Source organism: Streptomyces sp. NPDC088812 (assembly GCF_044750285.1).
GTDB lineage: Bacteria > Actinomycetota > Actinomycetes > Streptomycetales > Streptomycetaceae > Streptomyces.
The window spans coordinates 1-26,104 of the sequence record NZ_JBIVJP010000035.1 but is presented as its reverse complement, the minus strand read 5'-3'; the positions used below and the strand labels follow the sequence as shown (position 1 = coordinate 26,104).

At 71.7% G+C, this 26,104-nt stretch carries 25 protein-coding genes; 12 read left to right on the top strand and 13 right to left on the bottom strand.

Features of this window, described 5'->3' with window-relative positions; all coding sequences use genetic code 11:
- Positions 1-136 precede the first annotated feature (136 nt).
- Entirely contained in the window at positions 137-1,813 is a 1,677-nt protein-coding gene (locus tag ACIP67_RS40810) for a fumarate hydratase (protein WP_401699197.1), read from the bottom strand.
- A 169-nt stretch (positions 1,814-1,982) separates the two neighbouring features.
- Between ACIP67_RS40810 and ACIP67_RS40805 the strand changes: the two genes are divergently transcribed.
- Positions 1,983-2,693: a DUF1707 domain-containing protein gene (locus tag ACIP67_RS40805; protein ID WP_401699195.1), complete on the top strand. Its 711-nt coding sequence runs from the start codon at positions 1,983-1,985 to the stop codon at positions 2,691-2,693.
- A gap of 299 nt (positions 2,694-2,992) precedes the next feature.
- Positions 2,993-3,370 carry a WhiB family transcriptional regulator gene (locus tag ACIP67_RS40800; RefSeq protein WP_389513821.1) on the top strand — a complete coding sequence of 126 codons (378 nt, stop codon included), beginning with the start codon at positions 2,993-2,995 and terminating at the stop codon, positions 3,368-3,370.
- Between the two features lie 93 nt (positions 3,371-3,463).
- Here the strand turns inward: ACIP67_RS40800 and glpX are convergent, their stop codons facing one another.
- Entirely contained in the window at positions 3,464-4,498 is a 1,035-nt protein-coding gene (gene glpX, locus ACIP67_RS40795; RefSeq protein ID WP_401699192.1) for a class II fructose-bisphosphatase, read from the bottom strand.
- Positions 4,499-4,625: 127 nt separating this feature from the next.
- Between glpX and ACIP67_RS40790 the strand changes: the two genes are divergently transcribed.
- Positions 4,626-5,177: a DUF4245 domain-containing protein gene (locus ACIP67_RS40790; RefSeq protein WP_401699190.1), complete on the top strand. Its 552-nt coding sequence runs from the start codon at positions 4,626-4,628 to the stop codon at positions 5,175-5,177.
- Between the two features lie 122 nt (positions 5,178-5,299).
- On the opposite strand, the gene ACIP67_RS40785 is transcribed toward ACIP67_RS40790, so the two are convergent.
- The 4 genes from ACIP67_RS40785 to ACIP67_RS40770 all read right to left on the bottom strand — a co-directional run bounded on the left by ACIP67_RS40785 (position 5,300) and on the right by ACIP67_RS40770 (position 9,244).
- Positions 5,300-5,890, bottom strand: a complete 591-nt coding sequence (locus tag ACIP67_RS40785) for a malonic semialdehyde reductase (RefSeq protein WP_401699188.1) — start codon at positions 5,888-5,890, stop codon at positions 5,300-5,302.
- Positions 5,891-6,024: 134 nt separating this feature from the next.
- Positions 6,025-6,249 carry an exodeoxyribonuclease VII small subunit gene (locus tag ACIP67_RS40780; RefSeq protein ID WP_401699186.1) on the bottom strand — a complete coding sequence of 75 codons (225 nt, stop codon included), beginning with the start codon at positions 6,247-6,249 and terminating at the stop codon, positions 6,025-6,027.
- Entirely contained in the window at positions 6,246-7,469 is a 1,224-nt protein-coding gene (gene xseA, locus ACIP67_RS40775) for an exodeoxyribonuclease VII large subunit (RefSeq protein WP_401699292.1), read from the bottom strand. Before xseA ends, ACIP67_RS40780 begins: the two co-directional genes overlap by 4 nt.
- Before the next feature lie 395 nt (positions 7,470-7,864).
- Positions 7,865-9,244: an APC family permease gene (locus ACIP67_RS40770; protein WP_401699184.1), complete on the bottom strand. Its 1,380-nt coding sequence runs from the start codon at positions 9,242-9,244 to the stop codon at positions 7,865-7,867.
- 125 nt (positions 9,245-9,369) lie between these two features.
- Here ACIP67_RS40770 and ACIP67_RS40765 point away from each other — a divergent pair, with 125 nt between their 5' ends.
- Together ACIP67_RS40765 and ppgK are read left to right on the top strand one after the other, a co-directional pair.
- Entirely contained in the window at positions 9,370-10,386 is a 1,017-nt protein-coding gene (locus tag ACIP67_RS40765; protein ID WP_389513833.1) for a 4-hydroxy-3-methylbut-2-enyl diphosphate reductase, read from the top strand.
- A 151-nt stretch (positions 10,387-10,537) separates the two neighbouring features.
- Complete coding sequence (gene ppgK / locus ACIP67_RS40760; protein WP_401699180.1) at positions 10,538-11,296, top strand: polyphosphate--glucose phosphotransferase; 759 nt, start codon at positions 10,538-10,540, stop codon at positions 11,294-11,296.
- Positions 11,297-11,505: 209 nt separating this feature from the next.
- Here the strand turns inward: ppgK and ACIP67_RS40755 are convergent, their stop codons facing one another.
- The gene (locus ACIP67_RS40755) at positions 11,506-11,859 is read right to left on the bottom strand and encodes a DUF6542 domain-containing protein (protein WP_401699177.1); all 354 of its coding nucleotides are present in this window, start codon (positions 11,857-11,859) and stop codon (positions 11,506-11,508) included.
- A gap of 458 nt (positions 11,860-12,317) precedes the next feature.
- Here ACIP67_RS40755 and ychF point away from each other — a divergent pair, with 458 nt between their 5' ends.
- Entirely contained in the window at positions 12,318-13,406 is a 1,089-nt protein-coding gene (gene ychF / locus ACIP67_RS40750) for a redox-regulated ATPase YchF (protein WP_385067369.1), read from the top strand.
- A 162-nt stretch (positions 13,407-13,568) separates the two neighbouring features.
- On the opposite strand, the gene ACIP67_RS40745 is transcribed toward ychF, so the two are convergent.
- The 4 genes from ACIP67_RS40745 to ACIP67_RS40730 form a co-directional block, all read right to left on the bottom strand.
- Positions 13,569-14,201 (bottom strand): DUF6000 family protein, encoded by a 633-nt coding sequence (locus tag ACIP67_RS40745; RefSeq protein ID WP_401699174.1) that lies wholly within the window; start codon positions 14,199-14,201, stop codon positions 13,569-13,571.
- Between the two features lie 402 nt (positions 14,202-14,603).
- Complete coding sequence (locus ACIP67_RS40740) at positions 14,604-14,867, bottom strand: type II toxin-antitoxin system RelE/ParE family toxin (protein ID WP_401699172.1); 264 nt, start codon at positions 14,865-14,867, stop codon at positions 14,604-14,606.
- Positions 14,860-15,129, bottom strand: a complete 270-nt coding sequence (locus ACIP67_RS40735) for a type II toxin-antitoxin system Phd/YefM family antitoxin (protein WP_369172114.1) — start codon at positions 15,127-15,129, stop codon at positions 14,860-14,862. The genes ACIP67_RS40740 and ACIP67_RS40735 overlap by 8 nt, the downstream gene beginning before the upstream one ends.
- Positions 15,130-15,555: 426 nt before the next feature.
- On the bottom strand, positions 15,556-16,761 hold the full coding sequence (locus tag ACIP67_RS40730; RefSeq protein ID WP_401699170.1) for a cytochrome P450: 1,206 nt from the start codon (positions 16,759-16,761) through the stop codon (positions 15,556-15,558).
- A gap of 558 nt (positions 16,762-17,319) precedes the next feature.
- On the opposite strand from ACIP67_RS40730, the gene ACIP67_RS40725 reads away from it, so the two are divergent.
- From ACIP67_RS40725 to ACIP67_RS40700, 6 genes are all read left to right on the top strand, one after another.
- Positions 17,320-18,432: a DUF4190 domain-containing protein gene (locus ACIP67_RS40725; RefSeq protein ID WP_401699168.1), complete on the top strand. Its 1,113-nt coding sequence runs from the start codon at positions 17,320-17,322 to the stop codon at positions 18,430-18,432.
- 147 nt (positions 18,433-18,579) lie between these two features.
- Entirely contained in the window at positions 18,580-19,332 is a 753-nt protein-coding gene (locus ACIP67_RS40720; RefSeq protein ID WP_401699166.1) for a GntR family transcriptional regulator, read from the top strand.
- 582 nt (positions 19,333-19,914) lie between these two features.
- A complete protein-coding gene (locus ACIP67_RS40715; RefSeq protein WP_401699163.1) occupies positions 19,915-20,106 on the top strand; it encodes an SPOR domain-containing protein in 192 nt (63 codons plus the stop codon).
- 30 nt (positions 20,107-20,136) lie between these two features.
- On the top strand, positions 20,137-20,592 hold the full coding sequence (locus ACIP67_RS40710; protein ID WP_401699160.1) for a (deoxy)nucleoside triphosphate pyrophosphohydrolase: 456 nt from the start codon (positions 20,137-20,139) through the stop codon (positions 20,590-20,592).
- Positions 20,593-20,783: 191 nt separating this feature from the next.
- A complete protein-coding gene (locus tag ACIP67_RS40705; RefSeq protein ID WP_401699158.1) occupies positions 20,784-21,218 on the top strand; it encodes an ATP-binding protein in 435 nt (144 codons plus the stop codon).
- A gap of 263 nt (positions 21,219-21,481) precedes the next feature.
- Positions 21,482-24,139: a SpoIIE family protein phosphatase gene (locus ACIP67_RS40700; protein ID WP_401699155.1), complete on the top strand. Its 2,658-nt coding sequence runs from the start codon at positions 21,482-21,484 to the stop codon at positions 24,137-24,139.
- Positions 24,140-24,608: 469 nt separating this feature from the next.
- Here ACIP67_RS40700 and ACIP67_RS40695 read toward each other — a convergent pair whose 3' ends face one another.
- Both ACIP67_RS40695 and ACIP67_RS40690 read right to left on the bottom strand, forming a co-directional pair.
- A complete protein-coding gene (locus tag ACIP67_RS40695; RefSeq protein WP_401699153.1) occupies positions 24,609-24,980 on the bottom strand; it encodes a toxin-antitoxin system YwqK family antitoxin in 372 nt (123 codons plus the stop codon).
- Positions 24,980-26,104: YwqJ-related putative deaminase (locus tag ACIP67_RS40690; protein WP_401699150.1), on the bottom strand; the 1,125-nt coding region annotated here is incomplete at its 5' end. The genes ACIP67_RS40690 and ACIP67_RS40695, both read right to left, overlap by 1 nt.

Sequence of the window (26,104 nt, the reverse complement as noted above, 5' to 3'; positions counted from 1 at the left end):
GTCCGGCGTTTGAGGACGAGGCCCCTTCAGGGCCGAAGCGGGGGGCCGGGGGCGGCAGCCCCCGGGGACGGGAAGGGAAGGGGCGGCGGGGGCGAAGAAACCCCCGCCGCCCCCGCCGCCCCCGCCGTACGCGGTGCTACGCCAGCCCCGGCCCCCGCACCGGGATCGACGTGAACGTCGGCGCGGGCGCCGGGTCCTTGAAGAAGTCGTTGCCCTTGTCGTCGACGACGACGAACGCCGGGAAGTCCTCGACCTCGATCTTCCAGACGGCCTCCATGCCGAGCTCCTCGTACTCGACGACCTCGACCTTCTTGATGCAGTCCTGGGCCAGCCGCGCCGCGGGCCCACCGATCGAGCCGAGGTAGAACCCGCCGTGCGCGCCGCACGCGTCGGTGACCTGCTGCGAGCGGTTGCCCTTGGCCAGCATCACCTTGGAGCCGCCCGCCGCCTGGAACTGCTCGACGTAGGAGTCCATGCGGCCGGCCGTCGTCGGACCGAAGGAACCGGAGGCGTACCCCTCCGGGGTCTTCGCCGGACCCGCGTAGTACACCGGGTGGTCCTTCAGGTACTGCGGCATCTCCTCACCCGCGTCCAGCCGCTCCTTGATCTTGGCGTGCGCGATGTCACGCGCCACGACCAGCGGACCGGACAGCGACAGCCGGGTCTTGACCGGGTACTTGGTCAGCTCGGCGAGGATGTCGTCCATCGGCTGGTTCAGGTCGATCCGGACGACGTCGCCGTCCTGTTCGAGGTGCTCGTCGGTGGTGTCGGGCAGGAAGCGCGCCGGGTCCGTCTCCAGCTGCTCCAGGAAGACGCCCTCCGCGGTGATCTTCGCGACGGCCTGCCGGTCGGCCGAGCAGGAGACGGCGATGGCCACCGGGCAGGAGGCGCCGTGGCGCGGCAGCCGCACCACGCGCACGTCGTGGCAGAAGTACTTGCCGCCGAACTGCGCGCCGATGCCGATCTTCTGCGTCAGCTCGAAGACCTTCTCCTCCAGCTCCTTGTCGCGGAAGCCGTGCCCGAGCGGCGAGCCCTCGGCCGGGATCTCGTCCAGGTAGTGCGCGGAGGCGTACTTCGCGGTCTTCAGGGCGTACTCGGCGCTCGTGCCGCCGACCACGATCGCCAGGTGGTACGGCGGGCAGGCGGCCGTACCGAGCGAACGGATCTTCTCCTCCAGGAACTTCATCATGGAGGCCTCGTTCAGGACGGCCTTCGTCTCCTGGTACAGGAAGGACTTGTTGGCGGAGCCGCCGCCCTTCGCCATGATCAGGAACTTGTAGGCGCCGCCGTCCGTGGCGTACAGCTCGATCTGGGCCGGCAGGTTGGAGCCGGTGTTCTTCTCCTCCCACATGGTGACGGGAGCCATCTGGGAGTAGCGGAGGTTCAGCTTCGTGTACGCGTCGTAGATGCCGCGGGAGAGCGCCTCCTCGTCCCGCCCCTGCGTGAGCACGTTCTGCCCGCGCTTGCCCATGACGATCGCCGTGCCGGTGTCCTGGCACATCGGCAGCACGCCCGCCGCGGCGATGTTGGCGTTCTTCAGCAGGTCGAGGGCGACGAACTTGTCGTTGCCCGACGCCTCCGGGTCGTCGATGATCCGGCGCAGCTGCGCGAGGTGGGCCGGGCGCAGGTAGTGCTGGATGTCGTGGATCGCCTCCTCGGCCAGCTTGCGCAGCGCCTCCGGCTCCACCTTGAGGAAGGTCCGCCCGTCGGCCTCGAAGGTGGAGACACCCTCGGAGGTCACCAGCCGGTACGGGGTGGTGTCCTCTCCCATGGGGAGCAGATCGGTGTACGCGAACTCAGGCATCTCGCCCATTCCTCACTCGACTGACGCGTGCGGCCGGTTTCCAGAGCACGACGGCTGGCCTCCTTCGGCAGCGTCCACCAGCGTAGAACCTGCCGTCGGCGGTGAGCTTGTGAGGTAAGGCTCAGTTCGGCCTCGACGGGGACTGTCGCGATCTATCGTGTCTCGGTACGCTGCTGTGGTGGACCTTCAGAAGCGGACCGCCCCCCGTGCCCCCGGCGCCGACCCGCGTGCCTCCGTTGCCGAGCTGCGCGCCTCGGACGCCGACCGTGACCGCATCGCCGACATCCTGCGCGAGGCCCTCGCGGAGGGACGCCTCACCGCCGACGAGCACGCCGAGCGCGTCGAGGGCGTGCTGGCCGCCAGGACGGTCGGTGAACTGGACGGGTTCATCAGGGACCTGCCCGCCGCCCACCACCGGCACGCCCCGCCGTACACCCCCGCCCCGCACCGTCCGCCGCCCGGCGCGCTCCCGGCCGACCCGGACGACAACCTGGTCGCCGTCTTCAGCAGCAGTGTCCGCAGGGGCCGTTGGCGGGTCGGCCGCCGCATCCACGCGTACGCGGTCTTCGGCAGCGTCGAGATCGACCTGAGCGAGGCGCTGTTCGAGTACCGGCACGTCGTCGTCAAGGCGTTCTCGGTCTTCGGCAACGTCGAGGTCCGCGTCCCGGAGAACGTCTCGCTGTTCGGCACCGGCGGCGGCGTCCTCGGCACCTTCGAGGTCGACACGCTCGACTCCGCCGATCCCGACGCGCCGGTCGTCCACGTCGAGGGGTGGGCCGTCCTCGGCCACATCGAGGGCCGGCCCAGGCGCGGGCGGGTCGTCGCGGACATCCTCGACAAGGTGCACCGCGCGGTCGACCGGAGTGTGCGCAGGCATCTGGACCGTTGACGGTCGCGAACCGGCGGGCGGGCCGGCAGGGCGGGCCGAGGGGGCGGGCCGAGGAGCGGATCGGCGGGGCCGGCCGGCGGGTGGACCGGCGGACGGACCAGCGGGTGGGCCGGCGGATGGGCCGGCGAATGGGCCGGCGGGGCTGGTGAACACCGGTCCCTGGCGGGGGCGCGCGCGAGGCCTGGTTTCCGGCGCGGGGCCCGGTCCGGCGGTTCGGAACCCAGTGCATAGGCGCGCGCACAGCGGGTAGGCCTTGCTGCATCGTCTCTCGCTCGCGAAGCCGTCGTCAGGAGTAGACCGTGCTGCAACCGCCGCATTCGTCCCTGCAGGTCGCCGCCGTTCCGGCCCAGCGGGTGCCGGCGCGGGACAGGGACCAAGACGCTCCGTGGCACACCGAGGCCGTGTGCCGGCGCGACGAGGCAGGCCTGTTCTTCGCCCCCTCCAAGGAGCCCACCGCCGCACGGCTCTCCCGCGAGGAGGCCGCCAAGCGGGTCTGCGCCCGCTGTCCCGTGATGGTCGAGTGCCGCGAGCACGCCCTGCTCCAGCCCGAGCCGTACGGCGTCTGGGGCGGCCTCACCGCCGCCGAGCGCCGGGTGGTCCTCGCGCGCCGTCGGCGCCGAGACATGGAGCTGAAGAAGGCGGCCAGGGCCACCGACCGCATAGCGGCGGCCGGCTGACGCACATCGACAGGGGGCGCCCCCTCCGCACCGGGGGCGCCCCTCTCGTCCGGGACGGGCCGTCACGCTCGTTCAGGCCCTCCCGCAGGCCACCTACTTCGCGCGGTCGAAGTCGATCGCGCTGTAGGCCCGCAGCTTGCTCAGCCGGTGCTCGGAGTCGATCCGCCGCACCGTCCCCGACTTCGACCGCATCACGATCGAGTCGGTCGTCGCGGTCTCCGAGCGGTAGCGCACCCCGCGCAGCAGCTCGCCGTCGGTGATCCCGGTGGCGACGAAGAAGACGTTCTCGCCCTTCACCAGGTCCTCGGTCGTCAGCACGCGGTCCAGGTCGTGCCCCGCGTCGATCGCCCGCTGCCGCTCCTCGTCGTCCTTGGGCCACAGCTTGCCCTGGATGGTGCCGCCCAGGCACTTCACGGCACACGCCGAGATGATGCCCTCGGGGGTGCCGCCGATGCCGAGCAGCAGGTCGATGCCGGTGCCCTCGCGCAGCGCCAGGATCGAGCCGGCCACGTCACCGTCCGAGATCAGCTTGATGCGTGCGCCGGTGTCCCGGATCTCCTTGATGATCCCCTCGTGCCGGGGCCGGTCCAGGATGACGACGGTGACGTCCTCCGGCGTGGCCCGCTTGGCCTTGGCGACCCGGCGGATGTTGACCTCCACGGGTGCGTCGATGTCGACGAACTCGGCGGCCTCCGGGCCGGTGACCAGCTTGTCCATGTAGAACACCGCGGACGGGTCGAACATCGCGCCGCGCTCGGTGGCGGCGAGGACGGCGATCGCGTTCGGCATGCCCTTGGCCGTCAGCGTGGTGCCGTCGATCGGGTCGACGGCGATGTCCACCTCCGGCCCGGTGCCGTCGCCGACGCGCTCGCCGTTGAAGAGCATCGGCGCCTCGTCCTTCTCGCCCTCGCCGATGACGACCACGCCGTTCATCGAGACGGTGGAGACGAGGGTCCGCATCGCGCGCACCGCGGCACCGTCGGCGCCGTTCTTGTCGCCGCGCCCGACCCAGCGACCCGCGGCCATCGCTGCCGCTTCGGTCACCCGGACGAGTTCCAGAGCGAGGTTGCGGTCGGGAGCCTCGGAGGGGACATCGAGTTCGGACGGCAGATGATGGTGCTCGGTCATCGGAGCGCACCTTTCTGATACGACGACGGCCGGATGAGGGTTCGAAACCCGACTCTATCGTCAGTCCGACAAAATGAGCAGGGGACCCCACGGATGAGCGCACCGGGCACCTGCGACGATAGGGGGCGTGGCAGGTTCGAAAGGCAAGATGCAGACGGTCCGGGACATGGTGCTCTCCCTGGGAGTGATCATGATCGCAGGCCTGGTGATGTACCTCTTCATCCCGCACGACGACCACGCTCCCGACGTCCAGCGCGTCGACTACCGCGTGGAGCTGCTCACGGCACGTCGCGCGGCCTCCTACCCGATCGCCGCGCCGGAGGGCCTGCCGTCCACCTGGAAGGCTACCTCCGTGCGTTTCGACGGCACCCAGTACGACTCCTGGCACCTGGGCTTCCACACGCCCGACGGGGAGTACGTCCAGGTCGAGCAGTCCACTCAGAAGCCGTCCACGTTCATCGACGAGGCGACGCAGGGCGGCCGACGGGCGGAGAGGACGGAGCAGCTCGCCGGCCGCACCTGGACCCGCTACACCGAGGGCCGCTACGACGCCCTCGTCGTGGAGAGCGCCGACGGATCGACGACGGTGGTGGCCGGCACGGCGTCGTGGGCCAAGCTGGCGCAGTTCGCGGAGTCGCTGGAGACGGAGTCGTCGCAGACGTCATCGGTGACGGGGTGAGCGCGCCGCGCCGCCTGCCGGACGTACCGCCCTCCTGGTGAGCGCGCCGCGCCGCCCGGCGTGACCGACGACCGAGGCCCCCGGCGATCGCCGGGGGCCTCGGTCATGCCGTGCTCGAGCTGTCAGACCGTGGTCACGACCTGCTCGTACGCCAGCCGCGGGGAGCGCGGGAACCAGGCGTCCTCGCCCGGCTTGCCGATGTTGACGACCATCAGCGGGGTGTGGTCGTCGTCCAGGAACTCCTTGCGGAGGCCCTCGAAGTCCAGACCGGTCATCGGGCCGGCGGCCAGGCCGGCGGCGCGGACGCCGATGATGAAGTAGGCGGCCTGGAGGGCGGCGTTCAGCAGGGCGGCGCCCTCACGGGCCGGACGCTCGCTGAAGAAGAGGTCCTTGGCCTGCGGGAAGTGCGGGAGGAGCTGCGGCAGCTCCTCGTGGAACTCGTTGTCCGCGGAGAGGATCGCGACCAGCGGCGCGGCGGCGGTCTTGGCCTGGTTGCCCTCGGCCAGGTGCTGGACCAGGCGCTCGCGGGCCTCGGGGGAGCGGACCAGGGTGATGCGCAGCGGGGTCTGGTTGAAGGCGGTCGGCCCGTACTTGACCAGGTCGTAGATCGCCTGCACCTGCTCGTCGGTCACCGGCTCGTCGGTGAAGGTGTTCGCGGTGCGGGCCTCGCGGAACAGCAGGTCCTGGGCGGCGGGGTCAAGAGCGAGAGACATGCGTGGACTTCCCTGGGGTGCGCGTCCGGACCCGGGTGCACCGGACCGGCTGACGTGATCGACCGTACGCCATGGAAGTTCAAGCTTCAACTAGCGGTGGGGCGGGGTGACCGCCCTCACAGCCGTCCACCGTGTCACCCCTCCTCCTCCGCCTCCCCCTCCTCCGCGAGCGCCGCGTCCAGCCGTGCCCGCGCGCCCTCCAGCCAGCGCCGGCACACCCTGGCCAGCTCCTCCCCGCGCTCCCACAGGGCGAGGGACTCCTCCAGGGTCGTCCCCCCCGCCTCCAGGCGGCGTACGACCTCGATCAGCTCGTCGCGCGCCTGCTCGTACCCGAGCGCCTCGTCCGTCCTGCCCGTCATGCACCCAGCCCCTGATCGTCGACTCGTACCGTGAACTCACCCGCGGCGACCCGCGCGCGCAGCGCCTCGTCCGCCGTCACCTCGCCCGGATCCCGCACCACGTGCCCGTCGGCCCGCTGGAGCACCGCGTACCCACGCTTCAGCGTGGCGGCCGGCGAGAGCGCCACCACGCGCGCGTGGGTGTGCGTCAGCTCGGATTCCGCGCGGTCCAGGAGATGGCCGAGGGTACGGCGGGAGCGGTCGACCAGCGAGGCGAGGTGATCCGCCCGCTCGTCGATCATCCGGTGCGGATCCTGGACCACCGGCCGCGCCAGCGCGTGGGCCAGCCCCCGCTCCTCCCGCTCCACGAACGCCTCCGCGCACCGGCGCGCCCGGCCGCGCAGCATCCGCACCCGCTCCAGCTCCTCACCGACGTCCGGCACGACCTTCTTCGCCGCGTCGGTGGGCGTCGAGGCCCGCAGGTCGGCCACATGGTCCAGCAGCGGGTTGTCCGGCTCGTGGCCGATCGCCGACACCACCGGCGTACGGCAGGCCGCGACCGTCCGCACCAGTTGCTCGTCGGAGAACGGCAGCAGGTCCTCCACGCTCCCGCCCCCGCGCGCCACGACGATCACGTCCACCTCCTCCAGCGCGTCCAGCTCCTTGACGGCCTGCACGACCTGCGGCACGGCGTGCACGCCCTGCACGGCGACGTTGCGCACCTCGAAGCGGACGGCGGGCCAGCGGTGCCGGGCGTTCTCCAGGACGTCCCGCTCGGCGGCGGAGGCCCGCCCGCACACCAGCCCGACGAGCTGGGGGAGGAAGGGCAGCGGCCTCTTCCGCCCGGGAGCGAACAGCCCCTCCGCGGCCAGCGACTTCTTCAGCTGCTCCAGCCGGGCCAGCAGCTCCCCGACCCCCACCGGCCGTATCTCGACCGCCCGCAGCGACAGCTGCCCCCGCGGCGCGTACCACTCCGGCTTGGCGTGCACGACGACCCGAGCGCCCTCGCCGACGACGTCCGCGACCGCGTCGAACACCTGCCGGTAGCACGTCACACTCACCGAGACGTCGTGTGACGGGTCCCGCAGCGTCAGGAAGACGACGCCCGCACCCGGGCGCCGCGACAACTGGGTGATCTGCCCCTCGACCCACACCGCGCCGAGCCGGTCGATCCACCTCCCGATGAGCCGGGACACCTCGCCCACGGGCAGCGGAGTCTCGGCGGACGTGTTGACAGCCATGCCCGCGAGAGTAGTGGCAGCCGCTGACAATCGGGCGCCCGCCTCGGCCGCCGGCACCGCGGACCCCCGCAGTGTCCGGCGGCGGCCGAAGCGCGCGGTGAGCCGGTGGCGGCCGAGGTGCGCGGTGAGCCGGTGGCGTTCGAGGTGCGCGGTGAGCCGGTGGCGGCCGAGGCCTCCGGTCAGCCGGTGGCGTTCGAGGTGCGCGGTGAGCCGGTGGCGTTCGAGGTGCGCGGTGAGCTGGTGGCGTTCGAGGTGCGCGGTGAGCCGGTGGCGGCCGAGGCCTCCGGTCAGCCGGTGGCGTTCGAGGTGCGCGGTGAGCCGGTGGCGTTCGAGGTGCGCGGTGAGCCGGTGGCGGTCGAGGTGCGCGGTGAGCCGGTGGCGGCCGAGGCGGACGGTCAGCCGGTGGCGGCGCCCGGTGTCCTCCGCCCCCGCTGCGCCCCCAGCACCACCAGCCCCACCGCCAGCCACACCGCCCCTACCACCTGTGCCGTGCGGGACGCCTCCACGATCACCGCGACGGTGATCGCCGCCCCGGCCACCGGCACCAGCACGTGCCGCCACCACACCACCGGACCGCCCGCCCGACGCACCGCGAACCACCCCACCACGCTCGCGTGCAGCAGCGTGAACGCCGTCAGCGCCCCGACGTCCACCACCGACACCAGGTGATCCATCCCGTCGTCCCGCCGGGCCGCCCACACCGCCGCCACCAGCGTCACCACGGCCGAGCAGGCCACCGCCACCCGCGGCACGCCGGAGTCCGTCCGCGCCAGCACCGCCGGCAGCCGCCGGTCCCGCCCCATCGCGAACAGCAGCCGCCCGGCCGCCGCCTGCCCGGCCAGCGCGGCGAACGCGGCCCCGACCGCCTTGCTCACGGCCACCAGGTCGTGCAGCCAGGTCCCCACGGACACGTCGACGGCGTCGTAGAACGCCGCCCCCTGCCGCCCCGGCTCCGCGGCCAGCCCGGCCGACGTCACCGGCTCCAGCAGCGCCACCAGATACGTCTGCGCGACGAACAGCACACCCGCCATCGCCAGGCAGAACAGCAGCGCCCGCGCCACCTTCGCCGAACCGCCCGTGACCTCCTCCGCGAACGTGGCGACCGCGTCGAAGCCCAGATACGACAGCACGGCCACCGACACCGCCCCCAGCACCGCCGACAGCGCGAACGCCCCCTGCGTCCCGTCCCCGGTGAACGGCGACAGCCAGCCCCGCTCCGCGCCGTCCCGCGCGAGGACGACGACCGCCGACACCACGAACACGGCCAGCACCACGATCTCCATCGCCAGCACCAGGAAGCCCACCCGGGCCGCGGCCCGCACCCCCCACAGGTTCAGCAGCGTGGTGACGACCACCGCCAGTGCCGTCCACACCCACCGCGACACCTCCGGGACCAGCGCGTTCATCGCGATGCCGGAGAAGAGGTAGGCCACGGCCGGGATGAGGACGTAGTCGAGCATCGCCATCCAGCCGGCGACGAACCCGGCCCCGTTCCCGAGCCCCACGCGCGCGTAGGCGAACACCGACCCCGCCTGCGGCACGACCCGCACCATCTGCGCGTAGCTGAACGCGGTGAACGCCATGGCGACGGTCGCGACGACGTAGACGAGCGCGACCGCCCCGTGCGACTTCGCGTCCAGCGTGCCGAACACGCCGACCGGCGCCATGGGCGCGATGAACAGCAGCCCGTAGACCACCAGGTCCCGGAAGCCGAGACTGCGCCGCAGCTCGTGCGCCCCGGCGGGCGGGCCCGTCGACGTACCGGTGTCGGACATCCGTGCCTCCGATCGTCCGCGGGGAGCGCACAGCCCCGCCCGTCCCCGCCCACCCGCCAGTCTCCCCGCGCGCACCGTCCACAGGCGATCTTCGACCCGCCGGACGCGGCCTTACGATGGGACGCATGACCGCTTCGCCTGGCCGCCGTGTCCTGCTCGCCGCCCCCCGGGGCTACTGCGCGGGAGTGGACCGCGCCGTGATCGCCGTCGAGAAAGCCCTGGAGCAGTACGGCGCTCCCGTCTACGTCCGCCACGAGATCGTCCACAACAAGTACGTCGTGCAGACCCTGGAGAAGAAGGGCGCCGTCTTCGTCGAACGGACGGAGGAGGTCCCGCCGGGCAACATCGTCATGTTCTCCGCGCACGGCGTCGCCCCCGTCGTGCACGAGGAGGCCGCGCGCGGCAGGCTCGCCACCATCGACGCGACCTGCCCGCTGGTCACCAAGGTCCACAAGGAGGCCGTCCGCTTCGCGGGCGAGGACTACGACATCCTGCTGATCGGCCACGAGGGCCACGAGGAGGTCATCGGCACCTCCGGCGAGGCCCCCGACCACATCCAGCTCGTCGACGGCCCCGCCGACGTCGCCAAGGTCGAGGTCCGCGACCCGTCCAAGGTCGTCTGGCTGTCGCAGACCACCCTCTCCGTCGACGAGACCATGGAGACCGTCGACGCCCTGAAGGAGAAGTTCCCGCAGCTGATCTCCCCGCCCAGCGACGACATCTGCTACGCCACGCAGAACCGTCAGCTGGCGGTGAAGCAGATGGGCGCCGAGGCGGACCTCGTCATCGTGGTCGGCTCGCGCAACTCCTCCAACTCCAAGCGGCTCGTCGAGGTCGCCAAGCTCGCCGGCTCGCGCCAGGCGTACCTCGTGGACTTCGCCAGCGAGATCGACGAGGCCTGGCTGGAGGGCGTGACCACGGTCGGCGTCACCTCGGGCGCCTCCGTGCCGGAGGTGCTCGTCGAGGAGGTCCTGGAGTGGCTCGCCGAGCGCGGCTACGGGGACGTCGAACTCGTCAAGGCCGCCGACGAGCACATCACCTTCTCCCTGCCCAAGGAACTCCGCCGCGACCTGCGCGAAGAGGCCGCGGCCCTGGTCGCCCAGCGCGGCGGGACCGGCGCGGGGACCGCGTCGGCGCAGTGACCGCGCGGCGCGTGGGGGCGGCGTCCGCGTGAGACCGCGCGGCGGGGTGGTGGCGGCGTCCGCGTGAGACCGGACGGCGGGGCCGTGGCGGCGTCCGCGTGACGAGGGCACCGTGGCGGTGACCGTCAGTCGGTCGTCGTAACGTGGTGCCATGCAGATCTTCGGCGTGGACATCGGTGGATCCGGGATCAAGGGTGCCCCTGTGGACCTGGACCAGGGCGACCTGGCCCAGGAGCGGTGCAAGGTGCTCACCCCGCACCCGGCGACGCCCGAGAGCGTGGCCGACGGCGTGAAGCAGGTCGTCGACCACTTCGGGTGGACGGGACCGGTGGGGCTCACCTTCCCGGGCGTGGTCACCGGCGGATCCACCATCCGCACGGCGGCCAACGTCGACAAGGGCTGGATCGACGTCGACGCGCGCGCGTTGTTCAGCGAACGGCTCGGCGGCCTCCCGGTGACGGTCGTCAACGACGCCGACGCGGCGGGCGTCGCCGAGGTCGCGTTCGGCGCCGGCCGGGACCGCAGCGGCACCGTGATCCTGCTGACGTTCGGCACGGGCATCGGCAGCGCCCTCTTCGTCGACGGCGTCCTCGTCCCCAACACCGAACTCGGCCATCTGGAGCTGCACGGCCACGACGCGGAGAAGCGCGCCTCCAGCAAGGCCAAGGAGGACGGCGACCTCAGCTGGGAGCAGTGGGCCCACCGCGTCCAGAAGTACCTCGCCCACGTGGAGATGCTGTTCTCGCCGGAGCTGTTCGTCATCGGCGGTGGCGTCAGCCGCAAGGCGCAGAAGTTCCTGCCCCTCATCGAGGGCATCAAGGCGGAGATCGTCCCGGCGCAGCTGCAGAACAACGCGGGCATCGTGGGGGCGGCGATGCGGGCGGCCAAGGACAGCCACCAGGCTTCCTAGGGGGCCGTTGGGAGAGCCTTCAGGCAAACCCCCGGGGAAGCCTCTTGGGGACCTGCCGGACGGGGAAGCCCCTCAGGGGCCCCTCGGGGGCCCCGGGGGGCCGCCGGACGGCGCGGCAGCCACCGGGGCCGCCGGACGGCGCGGCAGCCACCGGAAGGGGCCGGGCGGCCCCGGCAGCCCGGGGAGGTCGCCGCGCCCGTCCGGCACGGCTACAGACGGCCCCCGCTGTGACCGCGCCCGCCGGATCGGCCCGCCGCGCCGATCCGGCGGATCAGCACCACCAGCCCCGCGACGAAGGTCCCGCAATAGAGCCAGCCGACCTCCGTGGCCAGCGCGGTGATCACACCCATCAGCCGGGAGCCGAACCCGTCGCCACCGTCGGCGACGGGCAGGAGCCCCACCGCGAACGCGATCGGTACGACGGTGGGCGCGGACAGCGGCTCGGCCCGGCGCACCCACAGCGCGGTCAGCAGGCACACCGGCAGGAACAGCACCCCGTACACCGTCGGCGAGGCGCCGAACAGCGCGTGGTCGAGCCAGCCGGCCAGCAGCATCAGCGCCATGCTGAACAGCCCGCAGCCGAGCCCGGTCAGCCGGGGACCGGGCAGACGGCGCGCGACGCCCGCCGGAGCCGCAGCGCCCCCTCCCGGAGCACGTGCGGGCCGGGGGAGGCCCGGGGGGCGACCGGACTCGGCCGGCGCACCGGAACGGGAGCCGGAGCCGGTCCCTCCCCGCGCGGGAACCGCCGGACGTGCGCCGCGGCCCGCCTGCGGCGGGAGGGGTGGTGTCCCGCGTCGCGCCCCGTTCCGCCGTGGACGAGTCCTGTGCTGCTCCATCGGTCCAACATAAGTCGGTTAATGTGCCGAATCCGGCGCGGGACACGCCGGGGCCAGGACCTTGACCGTGCGTTCGACAGGTCCGCCGGGGCGGCCGCGGGCACGCCGTAAACTGGGGGATCGGCCAGCCCTCTGGCCCCCTGGCCGTCTGGCCCCCTGGCCCTCTGACTACGGGAAGTCGCAACGTGTCGCTCACGATCGGAATCGTCGGTCTGCCGAATGTCGGCAAGTCGACCCTGTTCAACGCCCTGACCAAGAACGACGTGCTGGCGGCCAACTACCCGTTCGCCACGATCGAGCCCAACGTCGGCGTGGTCGGCGTGCCCGACGCCCGTCTGACGAAGCTGGCGGAGATCTTCTCCTCGCAGCGCGTCCTCCCGGCGACCGTCGACTTCGTCGACATCGCGGGCATCGTGCGCGGTGCGAGCGAGGGTGAGGGCCTGGGCAACAAGTTCCTGGCGAACATCCGCGAGTCCGACGCGATCTGCCAGGTCATCCGCGCCTTCAAGGACGAGAACGTCGTCCACGTCGACGGCAAGGTCTCCCCGAAGGACGACATCGAGACGATCAACACCGAGCTGATCCTCGCCGATCTCCAGACCATCGAGAAGGTCCTGCCGCGCCTCCAGAAGGAGTCGCGCATCAAGAAGGACGTGGCGCCCAAGGTCAAGGCCGTCGAGGAGGCCAAGGAGATCCTGGAGAAGGGCGACACGCTCTTCTCGGCGGGCATCGTCCAGGGCTCCGGGAACGAGGAGCTCCTCCACGACCTGCACCTGCTCACCACGAAGCCCTTCCTCTACGTCTTCAACGTCGACGAGGACGAGCTGACCGACGAGACCTTCAAGGACGAGCAGCGCGCCCTGGTCGCCCCCGCCGAGGCGATCTTCCTCAACGCCAAGCTGGAGGCGGACCTCGCCGAGCTCGACGAGGAGGACGCCCTGGAGCTGCTGGAGTCGGTCGGCGCGGAGGAGCCCGGCCTCGCCACCCTCGCCCGGGTCGGCTTCGACACCCTCGGCCTCCAGACCTACCTCACGGCCGGCCCCAAGGAGTCCCGTGCCTGGACCATCAAGAAGGGCGCCACCGCCCCCGAGGCCGCCGGCGTGATCCACACGGACTTCCAGAAGGGCTTCATCAAGGCGGAGGTCATCTCCTTCGGCGACCTGGTGGAGACCGGCTCGGTCGCCGAGGCCCGCGCCAAGGGCAAGGCCCGCATGGAGGGCAAGGACTACGTGATGCAGGACGGGGACGTGGTGGAGTTCCGCTTCAACGTCTGACACGTCCAGCGAAACGTCCAGCGACTGGCCGTCCGACCTGCCACGGAGTGGGTCGGGCGGCCTTCGCCGTCCGCACCGGGGCCACAGCGTGCTGGACGAGTCCGGGACGTGGGGGAGCGGTCACGTCGCTGTCCTCGACGCGCCTCGCAGCACTCCTCAACGTCAAAGACGTCTCCAGCCGTTGGCGAAATCGCAGCGGAGGTCGGTCCAGCGGCGCTGCTCCTCTGGTGTGCAGGCGGGGTGGTCGCGCAGGTGGACCAGAGCCTGCACCCATTGGTCCCAGAGGCCGTCGGGCTGGGTGAAGCGGCTGGCGTGGTGGGTGCCGAGGTGGGCGTCGAGGTGGAGGAGGGCACCGAGAGCGGCGGGCTGGTCGTAGCGGAGGTCGGTGCGGGGGAGGTAGTGGTCGAGGTAGGCGGTGAGGATCTCGGCGTCGGCGTGGGTGCCGAGGCGGGCCAGGGCGAAACAGTAGGCGCTGCCGGAGTAGCAGACCTCGCTGGCGAGGAGGAGGTCACCGAGGCGCTCGCGGAAGCTCGCCCGCCGACCGACACCGATCAGCCAGGCGGCGGTGAGGCGCGAGCGCCATTCGTAGGCGAGGAGGGCTTCCAGTTCGGCGTCAGCGATCGTGGCGGCGTCCTCGATCAGGTGGCGGGCGAAGCGTTTGGCGTGCGGCCACCCCGGCCGCAGGACGCGGGCGCTGTTCAGTTCGAGGTAGCGCGGGTGGTCCGAGTCCTTCCGCGTCACGTAGCGCTCGTTGACGTGGCCGTAGCCGGTCTCCTCGGGGTGCTGGAACGGCATCGGTCACCTCTCCGGGTATGGGTCGGTACGGTCGATCCAGGTGGGAGCGACGAAGACGTTATCGCGGGTGGGGGCTTCGGAAGCTTCCAGCAGGGACCGGGACGAGGGCGGGACCGCATTGCGGATCGTTCACCTTCTCGAAGACTTCGAGTTGCTGGATGAGTCTCTCGATGTGGGTGGTCATGGGTGGTCCCGGCGCCAGAAAGCGGGGAGCCGCCAGCAGAGCACCGAGCGGTCGTCGGGCCCTGGGGCGCGGTCCTCGGCCGCCCAGTCCTCGCGAACGCGGAAAGAGCAGGTCAGAGCCCTGGAGGGGCTCCGTCGCAGGTCAGGATCAGCCCGCAGACAGGGGCCGGCCCCTTCGTTGTCACGGTGCTGGACAGTCTGGCGCTGGATCAGTTGGCATCAGGTGTCGTAAACCGTGGAGCGATGCCCGATGTGCACGACCCACACCACCAGCTCACCGTTGTCGATCGTGTAGACGACGCGATAGTCACCCACTCGTAGGCGGCGGCGTTCGGGCTGGGACACGAGTGCGGTGGTGTTGAAGCCGAGTGGGTCACTTTCCAGCTCGGTCAGCTTGGCCAGGATGCGCAGCGCCATGTCGCGAGGGACCTTCCGAAGCTCGGCCTGGGCCTCGGGCCGGAAGACGGTGCGGTACTCACTCACTGCGTGCCAGCGTCTCCCTCATGATGTCCTCGATCGGGATGCCGGGCGCAGGGTTGGTCATACGCTCGTCGATGATCCGGTTGATCTCGCGTTCTTCCCACTCCTGGTACTTGCGCAGCACCTCGATGGAGACGACGGCGGCGACCTCCTTGCCCCGGCGTGTGATCACCGTGGGCACGTCGTCCCGATCGGCTCGCTCCACGACCTCGGCCAGGTGGGCGCGCACATCGCGGATGGACTCTATGGGCAACGGCTGTGTCATGCGCTCAAGTGTACCGAGTGTCCTATGTGTACACCACGCAAGGTCAGACAGGTGAGAGCGGTCGGCTCTCCGAGGCTCCCCTACACGCACACCGCTGCAGGGGAGCTTTCCCAAGCCCGCGCGCCGACGAACGGCATATTCCGAAGCCAACGCGGACGTGCTCAAGAGCGCGGGCAGCACGGTGGCGTGGCGGCCGGCGAGGCGGACCCGGTGCGCGCCGCCCTTTGTGGCTCGCGTGACGTCGCGTCGTTGACGACAGCCTTGTTCCCGACCACGGTCGAGGCGGCGGATCGCAACCCGACGCCTCCGGGCCCTGCCGGATCCGCGCTTCGCGGCGAGGCGGAGCGCGGTAGGCGGCAGTCGTCCGAAGCACTGTGCGTGGCGGTCGGACGCACGGACTTCAAGCGCGTCCGCCGGTCCCCGCGGTCACCAGGTGACGGGCAGCGCGAGCGGATAGCGCCAGATCGACGTCTTGTTCCAGCGCACTTCCTCGGCCGGCTTCGCCAGTTTCAGGTCGGGGAAGCGCTCCAGAAGGGTTCCGAGCGCGACCTGGAGTTCCGTGGTGGCGAGCGGAGCGCCGAGACAGTGATGTCCACCCCAGCCGAAGGTCATGTGAGACGTACCGGAACGATGCAGATCCAGCTCGTCGGCCCGGTCGAACTTCCGTCCGTCACGGTTGGCCGTCAGATAGGAGACGTGCACGATGTCCCCTGCCTTGATCTTCACCCCGCTCAGTTCCACGTCCTCCATGGCGACGCGGGGAATGCCGACGCCCTTGCGGAACGGGATGAAGCGCAGCAGTTCCTCGATGGCCTGCGGCAGCAGAGCGGGATCGGCGCGCAGCATGGCGAGCTCTTCGGGGCGGGTGAGCAGGACGTAGGCGATGTTCCCGATCTGGTAGGTGGTGGTGTCCTGTCCGGTGATGAGCAGGACCATGGCCATGACGGCCAGTTCCTGGTCGTTGAGGATCTCGTCCCCGTCGCGAGCCGTGGCCAGCGCGCTGATCAGGTCGTCGCCCGGGTTCTCGCGCCGGTGCCGGGTCAGCGTGTGGAAGTAGGCGCGGAGATCGGCCTTGGCGCGTACGGCGTCGTCCCGGTTGTCGACGCCGGTGTCCATCATGGTCCGCGCGTGGGCGCGCAGTCGGTCCCGGTCGGTCTCGGGGATGTCGAGGACCTCGCAGATGGTGGCGAGGGGCAGCGGGTCGGCCAGGTGCTCGGTGAGGTCCGCGGGAGAACCGTGCTCCGCCATCCGGTCGAGCAGTTCGTTCACGACATGCTGGGTGCGGACCCGCATGCGTTCCATGTGACGAGGCGCGAATCCTTTGGAGACCAGGCTGCGCAGGCGACTGCTGGCCGGTGGGTCCATGACGTTGATCGCCTCGTCCTGGACGATGGGTTCAGGGGTCATGCGCGGGAAGTTCCGGCCGATGATGGCGCGGCGGCTGAAACGCCGGTCCGTGGTGACCGTGCGCACGTCGTCGTAGCCGGTGACCAGCCATGCTTCCCCCTCGCCGTGGGGCAGCCGGATACGGGAGACGGGCTCTTCGGTCATCAGGTGCCGGAGCACGGGATCGAACTCGAGGGCCTCGGCATAGTCGAACGGACAGGTTCGCGGAAGGGCGACTGGTTCCATGCGTGGCTCCCGATCGGATCTGACAGGCGGTCCCTAGTGTCCGGAGTGTCCGGCGCGACATGGGTCCCCGATCACCCGCGAAGGCACGCACCACAGCGGCCGTTCGGCCTAAGAACTTCTCCTCGGCGGTGACGCGTCCGCCGACTCGACGTCGTCGAGCAGTCCCTGACGGGGTGTCAGTGGCGTATTCCCGGGAGGTGACCGGGGTGCGGCTCCCGGCGTGGGGTCCGCCGGTCCGCCGCCCGGATCGTCGCGTTCGCGCCCCCCGTACCGCCCCCGCGCGCGCCGTGCTTACCATGCGCCCAGTCGTCGTACGTCAGTTCGCCAGTCAGGAGCACGTCGCTCGTGTCCATACCCCCGCCCTCCGGGCCCCAGCCGCCCCAGGACCCGTACCGGCCTCCGCAGCCGCAGGACCCGTACGCTCCCCACCCCCAGGGGCCGGCTCAGGGAGCCCCGCAGGGGCCGTCCGCGGGGGCGCCGCAGGGAGCAATCCCCTCGCCGCCCCAGGGGCCGTTCCCCGGGCCGTTCCAGGGGCCGCCGCACGGCGTACCGCACGGGATGCCGCAGGGCCCCTACGGGGGGCCGCAGTACCCGGTCTGGGGACAGGGATACCTGCCCTTCAACCGGCCCGCGCCGGTCAACGGGGTCGCCATCGCCGCGCTCGTGCTCGGCGTGCTGTGCTTCCTGCCCGCCGTGGGGCTCCTCCTCGGCATCGTCGCGCTGGTGCAGATCCGCCGGCGCGGCGAGCGCGGCAAGGGGATGGCGATCGGCGGTGCGGTGCTGTCCTCCCTCGGGCTCGCCCTGTGGGTGACGATGCTGGCCACCGGGGGCGCCTCCGCCGTCTGGGAGGGCTTCAAGGAGGGCACGAGCGGCAACAGCAGCCTCTCGCTCGCCAAGGGCGAGTGCTTCGACGTGCCCGGCGACACCTTCCGCGAGGACGTCTACGACGTCGACAAGGTGTCCTGCTCCGGTGAGCACGACGGAGAGGTCTTCGGCACGGTCACCCTCACCGGGAGCGGCTACCCGGGCGACGACTACGTCACGGACACGGCCGAGGACAAGTGCTGGACGCTCCAGGACGGTTACACCATGGACCCCTGGCTGCTGACCGAGGAGGTGGACATGTACTACCTGACGCCCACCCAGGACAGCTGGGACTGGGGCGACCGCGAGATCACCTGCGTCTTCGCCAACACCGACGAGCGGGGTACCCTCACCGGCTCGCTGCGCGCCGACCGGACGACCCTCGACGCCGACCAGCTGTTCTTCCTCGAGGCGATGGCCGCCGTCGACGAGGTGCTCTACGAGGAGCCGGAGGACTACGCCGAGGACGACCTCGAGGTGAACCGGACCTGGTCGGGCGAGGCCGGCGACGCGACCGGTGAGCAGGCCGAGGCGCTGGGCGGGCACACCTGGTCCGCCGAGGCCCAGCAGCCCGTCGCCGAGCTGGTGAAGGACATGCGGGACGCCGCCGAGGAGTGGGCGAAGGCGGCGGATGCCACCGACGTGGACACCTTCTACGAGCACTACGACAACGCCTACGCCTACGTGGACGGCGACACCACCGTCACCGCGCGCGAGGCTCTGGGGCTGGCCACCACCCCGCCGACCTACGGGGAGGACTACGAGGACGGAAGCGGCTCCGGGGGCGAGGGCGGGCTCGATGTGTGATCACGTCCATAGCGGGGAGAAAGTGCCTGCGTAAAGCCTCTCCCGGCGATAAGTCATCACATCGAGTGATTCTCTGGCCTTTACTTGCACGGCCCAACCCACGGTTGCCAGTCTGTTGCTGTCTGTACAACCTGATGGGAGCGGCCAGTGACATTCGGTGAGCAGCCGGCGTATCTGCGGGTCGCGGGTGATCTCCGCAAGAAGATCGTCGACGGCTCGCTGCCACCGCACACCCGCCTCCCGTCCCAGGCCAGGATCCGCGAGGAGTACGGCGTCTCCGACACCGTCGCCCTGGAGGCGCGCAAGGTGCTGATGGCCGAGGGACTGGTCGAGGGCCGCTCGGGGTCGGGGACGTACGTGCGGGAGCGGCCGGTGCCGCGCCGGATCGCCCGCTCCGGCTACCGGCCGTCCGGCGGTGCGACGCCGTTCCGGCAGGAGCAGGCCGATGCCCGCGCGCGCGGGACCTGGGAGTCCAGCAGCGAGCAGGCCGAGGCGAGCCGGGCCGTCGCCGAGCGGCTCGCGATCCAGCCCGGTGACCGTGTGATGTGCACGAGGTACGTCTTCCGGGAGGGGGGCGAGGCGATGATGCTCTCCACCTCCTGGGAGCCCCTCGCCGTCACCGGCCGCTCCCCGGTCATGCTGCCCGAGGAGGGCCCCCTGGGCGGCATGGGCGTCGTCGAGCGGATGCGCGCCATCGACGTCGTCGTCGACAACGTCACCGAGGAGGTCGGCGCCCGTCCCGGCCTCGCCGAGGAACTGCTCACCCTGGGCGGTGTCCCGGGCCACGTCGTCCTCGTCGTCCACCGCACGTACTACGCGTCGGGCCGTCCGGTGGAGACGGCGGACGTGGTGATCCCGGCCGACCGCTACCGGGTCGCCTACCACCTGCCGGTGAAATAGCCGCCTCCTGCCGGTGAACTAGGCACCTGCCGGGTGAAATGGCCGCCTGCCGGGTGACCTGGCCGCCCGTCGGCGAGACAGCCGCCCGTCGGTGGAGTGGCCGCCCGCTGCTCCCCCCGGCGGGTGACGGCGGGCCGCCCGTCCGTGGTCCTGGTCCTCACCGGCCGCCCAATGGTTGGGGCCCCGGCCCGCCGGTGAGGTGCGGACGGTCGTGGGTGCGGCGGCGCGTCCGGTGAGACAGCGCACACCCCTGTGGCAGATGCCCCCGGAAACCGCCCTCCGCGAGGCCGCCCGCACGCCGTCGGAATCCGGTCGAATCCCGTCGTTCCCGCAGGTGGCCCACCAGATACCCGGCGTGCCGCCGACCGGAGGCGTCGCGCCGCGCGCCCGGCGCATCCGGACCCGTGCGCCCCCTCCGCCATGGCTGGTTGCGTACCTGTTGGTGAAAAGCCGTATTCGCTGCGTAAAGGTTAGGCGTACGCTCGGGCATATGCGGATTGCGGTTTCCTTGCAAGGCCGGGCGCGAGGCGCGCTCGGGACGGGACCGGGATGGGCCGGGGAGGGAAGGGGGCGCGGGGCGTGATGAACGACAGCACCATCTCCCTGCCCTGGCTCGTCATACGGCAGGACGACAACGGCAATCGCTACCGTGTGGGGCGGTACGCGACGCGCGCCGAGGCCCAGAAGATCGCGGACAGTCTCGACGTCCGCGGACACAAGCAGCTCTACTGGGTCGAGCGCATCGGCCAGAACGGGGACGTCTCCCGCAACTGACCGCCCCGGCGGTCCCGTAGGCTCCGGCGCATGACGGATCGCACCGTGGTGGTCGGCGCCGCCCTGCTCGACGGCGACCGCCTGCTCGCCGCGCGCCGCAGCGCACCCCCCGAGCTGGCCGGGCGCTGGGAGTTGCCCGGCGGCAAGGTCGAGCCCGGCGAGCGGCCGCAGGAGGCGCTCGTCCGCGAACTGCGCGAGGAACTCGGTGTGGCCGCCGAAGCCGTCGAACGCGTGCCGGGGGAGTGGCCGCTGAAACCCCCCTACGTCCTCCACGTCTGGACCGCCCGTCTGCGCCCCGGCTCCCCGGCCCCCGCCCCCCTGGAGGACCACGACGCCCTGCGCTGGCTCACCCCGGACGAGATCTGGGACGTGGACTGGCTCGACCAGGACGTGCCCGCCGTACGGGAGGCGGCCCAGCGGCTCGGGCCGACGGCGCCCAGCCCCAGCCCCAGCCCCAGCCCCCGCCCCCGCGCGCCGCGTCGCTGAGGAACCCCCGCCCCGCCACCCCTCCCGGCTGTCCCGCCTCCTTCCGCGCCTCGCCGTCCGCCGCCCCGCCGCCCCGTACGCCGTCGGCGTCGCCGTACGCCGTCGGTGCCACCGTGCGCCACCAGTGCCACCGGCTGCGGTACCGCACGCCGCATATCGGGTATGTGCCAATTAACCCAGTGAAAACGGATATGGGACGCACCCTGCTGGCCCGGGAAGTGATCGGCGTGATCGACACCGAAGGCGACTGCGCCGAGTGGACGTTCCCCGCGGACCCCGGAGCGGTGCGCACCGCCCGTGGCGCGGTGCGGGGGCAGTTGCGCCACTGGGGGCTGGACAGCGTCGGCGACCTCGCGGCCCTGCTGGTCAGCGAGCTGGTGACGAACGCGCTGCGGCACGCCACCGGCCCCATCGGCGTCCGGCTGGTCCGCCCCGCCGGCCTGGACGGCGTGCTGCGGGCGGAGGTCTCCGACCCGCTGCCGGACCCGCCGCGTGAGCGGGTCGCCCGGCCCGACGACGAGGGCGGGCGCGGACTGCAACTGGTGGCATCCTCCGCACGCTCGTGGGGCACCCGGCCCGGAGACACCGGCAAGACGGTGTGGTTCGAACTGGTGGTGCCCGACTGAGTCCGTCCGGGAAGCCGGGGGCGGACGGGGCGGGGTGTGCGTACGTCGGCACGCCCGCCCGGCGACCCGTGCCGGAAGGTGGGGTTCGGCGGCGTGTTCGCTGGTTAGAAGACTGGAAGTGTTGTCACGGAACGGTTCTGAATACGTCTGGACCGTGCTGTGATCGTGAACACCGTGCCGTGCGGCGCCGTAGTGCTGGATACTGCGGGCAGCCGCCCCCGGTGACCGGTGCCGGGCGCGGTGAGCTGGAGGGGACGGTTCGCGTGAGCGAGATACCAGCGAAGGCCACGGAGTCGCAGGACCCGTCGGACGGCGCGAGGGCTGAGGACGCGGGTGCGCTCGCAGCGGATACGGGACACGTCCCGGCTGTCGGCGGTGGCGCCGGCGGCGACGTCGGGGTGCCGGCCGGGGACGCCCTGTGGCAGAGCAGTCCGCCCGGCTCGATCTACGACTACATCAGGGTCGCCTCCTTCTCCATCGGCCCCGACGGGCTGGTCGACCAGTGGAGCCTGCGCGCCGAACACATCTTCGGCATCCCGGCCGAACGGGCCGTCGGCACAGACCCGATCGACGCGTTCGTCGACCCGGACCTGCGCGAACGCGGCCAGCGCAAGATGGCCGAGATACTCGACGGGCGGGAGTGGACCGGCGTGGTCCCGTTCCGGATGCCCGGCATGGAGAACGGCAAGCCCGGTGAGGACGGCCTCGCCGAGGTGTACGTCATGCCGACGCGCACCCGGGAAGGCGAGAAGGCCGCCGTGTGCATCGTCGTCGACGTCCGCACCCTGCGCAGCATCGAGACCGACCTGGCCGCCTCGCAGGCGATTTTCGGTCAATCTCCGTTCGGGTTCCTGCTGATCGACCCCGGGCTCCGGGTCCGCCGCGCCAACCACCGGTTCGCCTCCCTCTTCGGCGGCACCCCCGACGACCACCGCGGCAAGGGCGTGTACGACTACCTGCCCCGCCCGGAGGCCGAGCGGGTCACCGCCATCCTGCGCCGCGTCCTGAAGACCGGTGACTCCATCACGGACATGCACGTCACGGGATTCGTCCCCGGCTCCGACGAACGCCGGCACTGGTCGATCAACCTCTACCGCGTGAAGAGCGGATCCGGCCGCCCGATCGGCGTCGCCTGGCTCGGCACCGACATCACCGCCCGCCGCGCCGCCGCCCGCGAGGCCGCCGCCGCCCGGCGCAATCTCGCCCTGCTGAACGAGGCGGGCGCCCGCATAGGGAACTCCCTCGACCTGGAGACGACCGCCCGCGAACTCCTCGACGTCGTCGTCCCCGGCTTCTGCGACCTGGCCACCGTCGACCTCTACCAGGGTCTCCTGGCCGGTGACGAGACCCCGCCCGGGCTCGCCGACGGCAGCGCCGAACTGCGCCGCGTCGCCTTCGCGTCCGCCGTCTCCGACGCACCCTTCGCCGGTACCGGCGCACCCGTCGCGGTCGGGGCGGTGCACCACTACCCGTTCAACTCGCCCTGCGCGGACGCGCTGCGCACCGCCCGCCCGCAGAGCATCCCCGCCGAGGACGGCGGCCTCGTGCAGTCCACGCTCGCCATTCCGATGGTCGCGCACGACACCGTCGTCGGCCTCGCGCAGTTCTCCCGGGCCAAGGGCAGCGAGCCGTTCGGGGACCGGGACCGGGACCTGGCGGTGGAGCTGGCCGCCCGTGCCGCCGTCTGCATCGACAACGCCCGCCTCTACCGCCGCGAGCACGAGCGGGCGTTGATACTGCAACGGTCCCTGCTCCCGCCCGGCGACCCGGTCGCCTCCGGCCTGGACATCGCCTGCCGCTACCTGCCCGGCAACGTCTCCACCGGCCGCCCCAGCGAGGTCGGCGGCGACTGGTTCGACGTCATCGAACTCCCCGGTCACCGCACGGCGCTGGTGGTCGGCGACGTGATGGGCCGGGGCCTGCGCGCCGCGGTCGCCATGGGCGAACTGCGCACGGCGGTCCGCACCCTGGCCCTGCTCGACCTCGAACCCGCCGAGGTCCTCTCCGCGTTGGACGAGATCGCGCGCGGGCTCGGCACCCCCGGCGGCGTCCAGCAGGCCACCCGCGCCGCCCGCCGCCCCCGCGAGGCCGACCTGTCCGAGGTGTACCTCGCGACCTGCGTCTACGCCGTCTACGACTCCGTCACCCGGCGATGTACGTTCGCCAACGCCGGCCATCTGCCGCCGGTGCTGGTCGAGCCCGGCGAGCCGGCCCTGATGCTCGACGTGCCGCCGGGCATGCCGCTCGGCGTGGGCGGGGAGCCCTTCGAGGAGGTCGAGGTCGAACTCCCCGAGGGCGCGCTGCTGGCGCTCTACACGGACGGCCTGGTCGAGTCCCGCGACCACCCGCTGGACGAGGGCCTCCAGGCCTTCGTGGGGGCGCTGACGGACCCGTCACGTCCCCTGGAGGACGTCTGCGACCACGTCCTCAACACCCTCGACACGCACCACGGCGAGGACGACATCGCGTTGCTGATGGCACGTGTCCAGGGACTGCCCACCGAGTCGGTCGGCGACTGGACCCTGCCGCGCGAGCCGCGCAGCGTCGGCCGCGCCCGCGAGTACGCACGCGGCCAGCTCCTCAGCTGGGACCTGGAACCCCTCGTCGACACCACCGAGCTGCTCGTCAGTGAGCTGGTGACCAACGCGCTGCGGTACGGCGAGGGCGAGATCCGGCTGCGCCTGCTGCTGGACCGCACCCTGGTCTGCGAGGTCTGGGACGCGGGCCTGGTCCAGCCACGCCGCCGCCGGGCCCGCGACACGGACGAGGGCGGCCGCGGCCTGCAACTCGTCGGCCTGCTCTCGGCGGCCTGGGGCTCACGCCGCACCCCGCACGGCAAGACGGTGTGGTTCGAACTCCCCCTGCCCGACGGCGAGACGACCCTGACGGATCCGGCGGAGGCGCTGCTGAGCCTGTTCTAGACGGCACGGACGGCGGCGCGGCACGAGCGCCGGAGACGGAACGGCCGCGCCCCGTCGCGCCCTACGCGGGGAACTCCCCGCACCGGTCGCGCCCCGGGACGGCGGCCGGTGCACAGTCGGACTCGACCTCGACGGCGATGCCGGCGTCGTGGGCGAGGCAGGCGATGGCCGGCCAGAAGGAGGTGAGCCAGTTGCCCGCGTCGGCGTACGAAAGCGCGAGCCGCGAGCCGGCGAACTCGTCGAGGCATCCGGTTCGCCGTCTCGCCGAGGGCGTCCAGCGTCTCCGGAACGTCGTCCGTCGAGTACGGGTGTCGGGGAACCGCCCCGCTGCCGTTCAGGCACGCGCCCGGTCCACCGGTCCTCCCGCTGTACGTCGCCGGACGTGCCCACCTGGCGCCAGACCTGCCGCGATCTGGGCATCAGCCCACGCTGGACCCGCCCCTCGCGGCCGCAGACCGACGGCGCACGCCTAGGTGTCCTCCCTGCTCCAAGCCCGCGTAGGCTGTCCGTTCTCGTCCCACTCGCGGTCTGACAGCATGGTCAGCCCGTCGTCGGCGAAGACCCGTTCGGACGCGAGCGTGCCGTTCGCGTGCCACGCGCGTGAGACGCCGACGGGGCGGCCCCTGCGCGCCGTCCCTTCGGAGCGGAGCGTGCCGTCCTTGTACCACTCCTGATTCGGACCGTGCCGCAACCCGTCCTCGTAGCCTTCAAGGCTGACTAGCGCATCGCCCAGGTGTTCCACGACCTCGCCCGTGAACAGCTTTCCCCGGTACAGCAAACGCTGCATGTGGTCCATATTGACTTCGGGGTCGTCAATGTCGATACGGATCGGCTCAGCCATCATGGAATCCAATTACTGTCGTCGGCGTCTTTAGCAGTGAACCTGCCGTGCAGGCTGTCCACATCTTTCAGCATATGGTGGCAGTTCACACAGAACGGCGCCGGACGCCCAGGGAGCTGCGTATCCATGTGCGGGGTGTAGGGGAATTCGACCGCCGCACGAAGCTCGCCCAGCGCCGATGGGCCGTCCGGCAGCCCCAGCTTGGTGCGTTCCCAGAGCAGCTCATTGACCGCCTTCACCTCTGCGTGCCCCAGGGGATGGTCGTAACCCGGAACGGGATCGGGAAGGGCATCGAGATTCGCGGCGAGCGTCGGGTGGACGCGGTCCGGCGGAATGACGTTGTCGGCCTTTCCGTTGATGCCCTCGACGATATTGCCGGTACGCAGGTCCATGACCTGGCCGGCGCAGGCTCCGACCTGCCTTCTCGACAGCGTTCCGAGTTCCTTGGCCTCCCGGAAAGCCGCACCGCGCTGGTACGAGAGATCCTTGAGGAAGTGCTCGAAGTCGCGGCCGTCGACGTGGGTGATCAGACCGTCCGCATCGCGTTGTACACGACTCTCCGGCAGCCGGCCGAGCGAGTTCTCGCCCGTTGCCGGGGAGGGCATCGGCTGGTCTCCGATCTGGATGGGGTCCGCCGCCCGCCGTGCGGCGTCGTCCGCGAGCGAGCCCCTGGGTTCACGCACGTCCCGAGGGTCGGCCTCGTGCCCACCGTGATCGGTGTGATCGTGCGGAGTGCCGCCGTCGCCGGTATGACCGTCGCCCACGCGGTCGCTCCCATGGCCCGACGAGCCATCACCATGACCGGTGTCCGCCACATCGCCGCCATGCCCGTCCGAGGCACTCTCATGACCGCCCGCGTCCGATCTTTCGCGTCCGCCGTCGGCCGGGTGACCGTTGGGCCCGTCGCCCGTTCCCTCGGTGTGGCCGGTCGGCGGTTCATGGCCGGCGAAGGGTCCGGCACCGTGCTCGTGTGCCGATCCGCCGGGCAGGTTGTCCCCGGCCGTTCCGCCGGGGAGGTGGTCGGCGGTGCCGCCGGGGAGGTGGTCGGCGGTACCGCCGGGGAGGTGGCTGCCCGCGCCGCTGCCGGGCAGGTCGGCGCCGGCGTGGACGGCCGGGATGTCGCC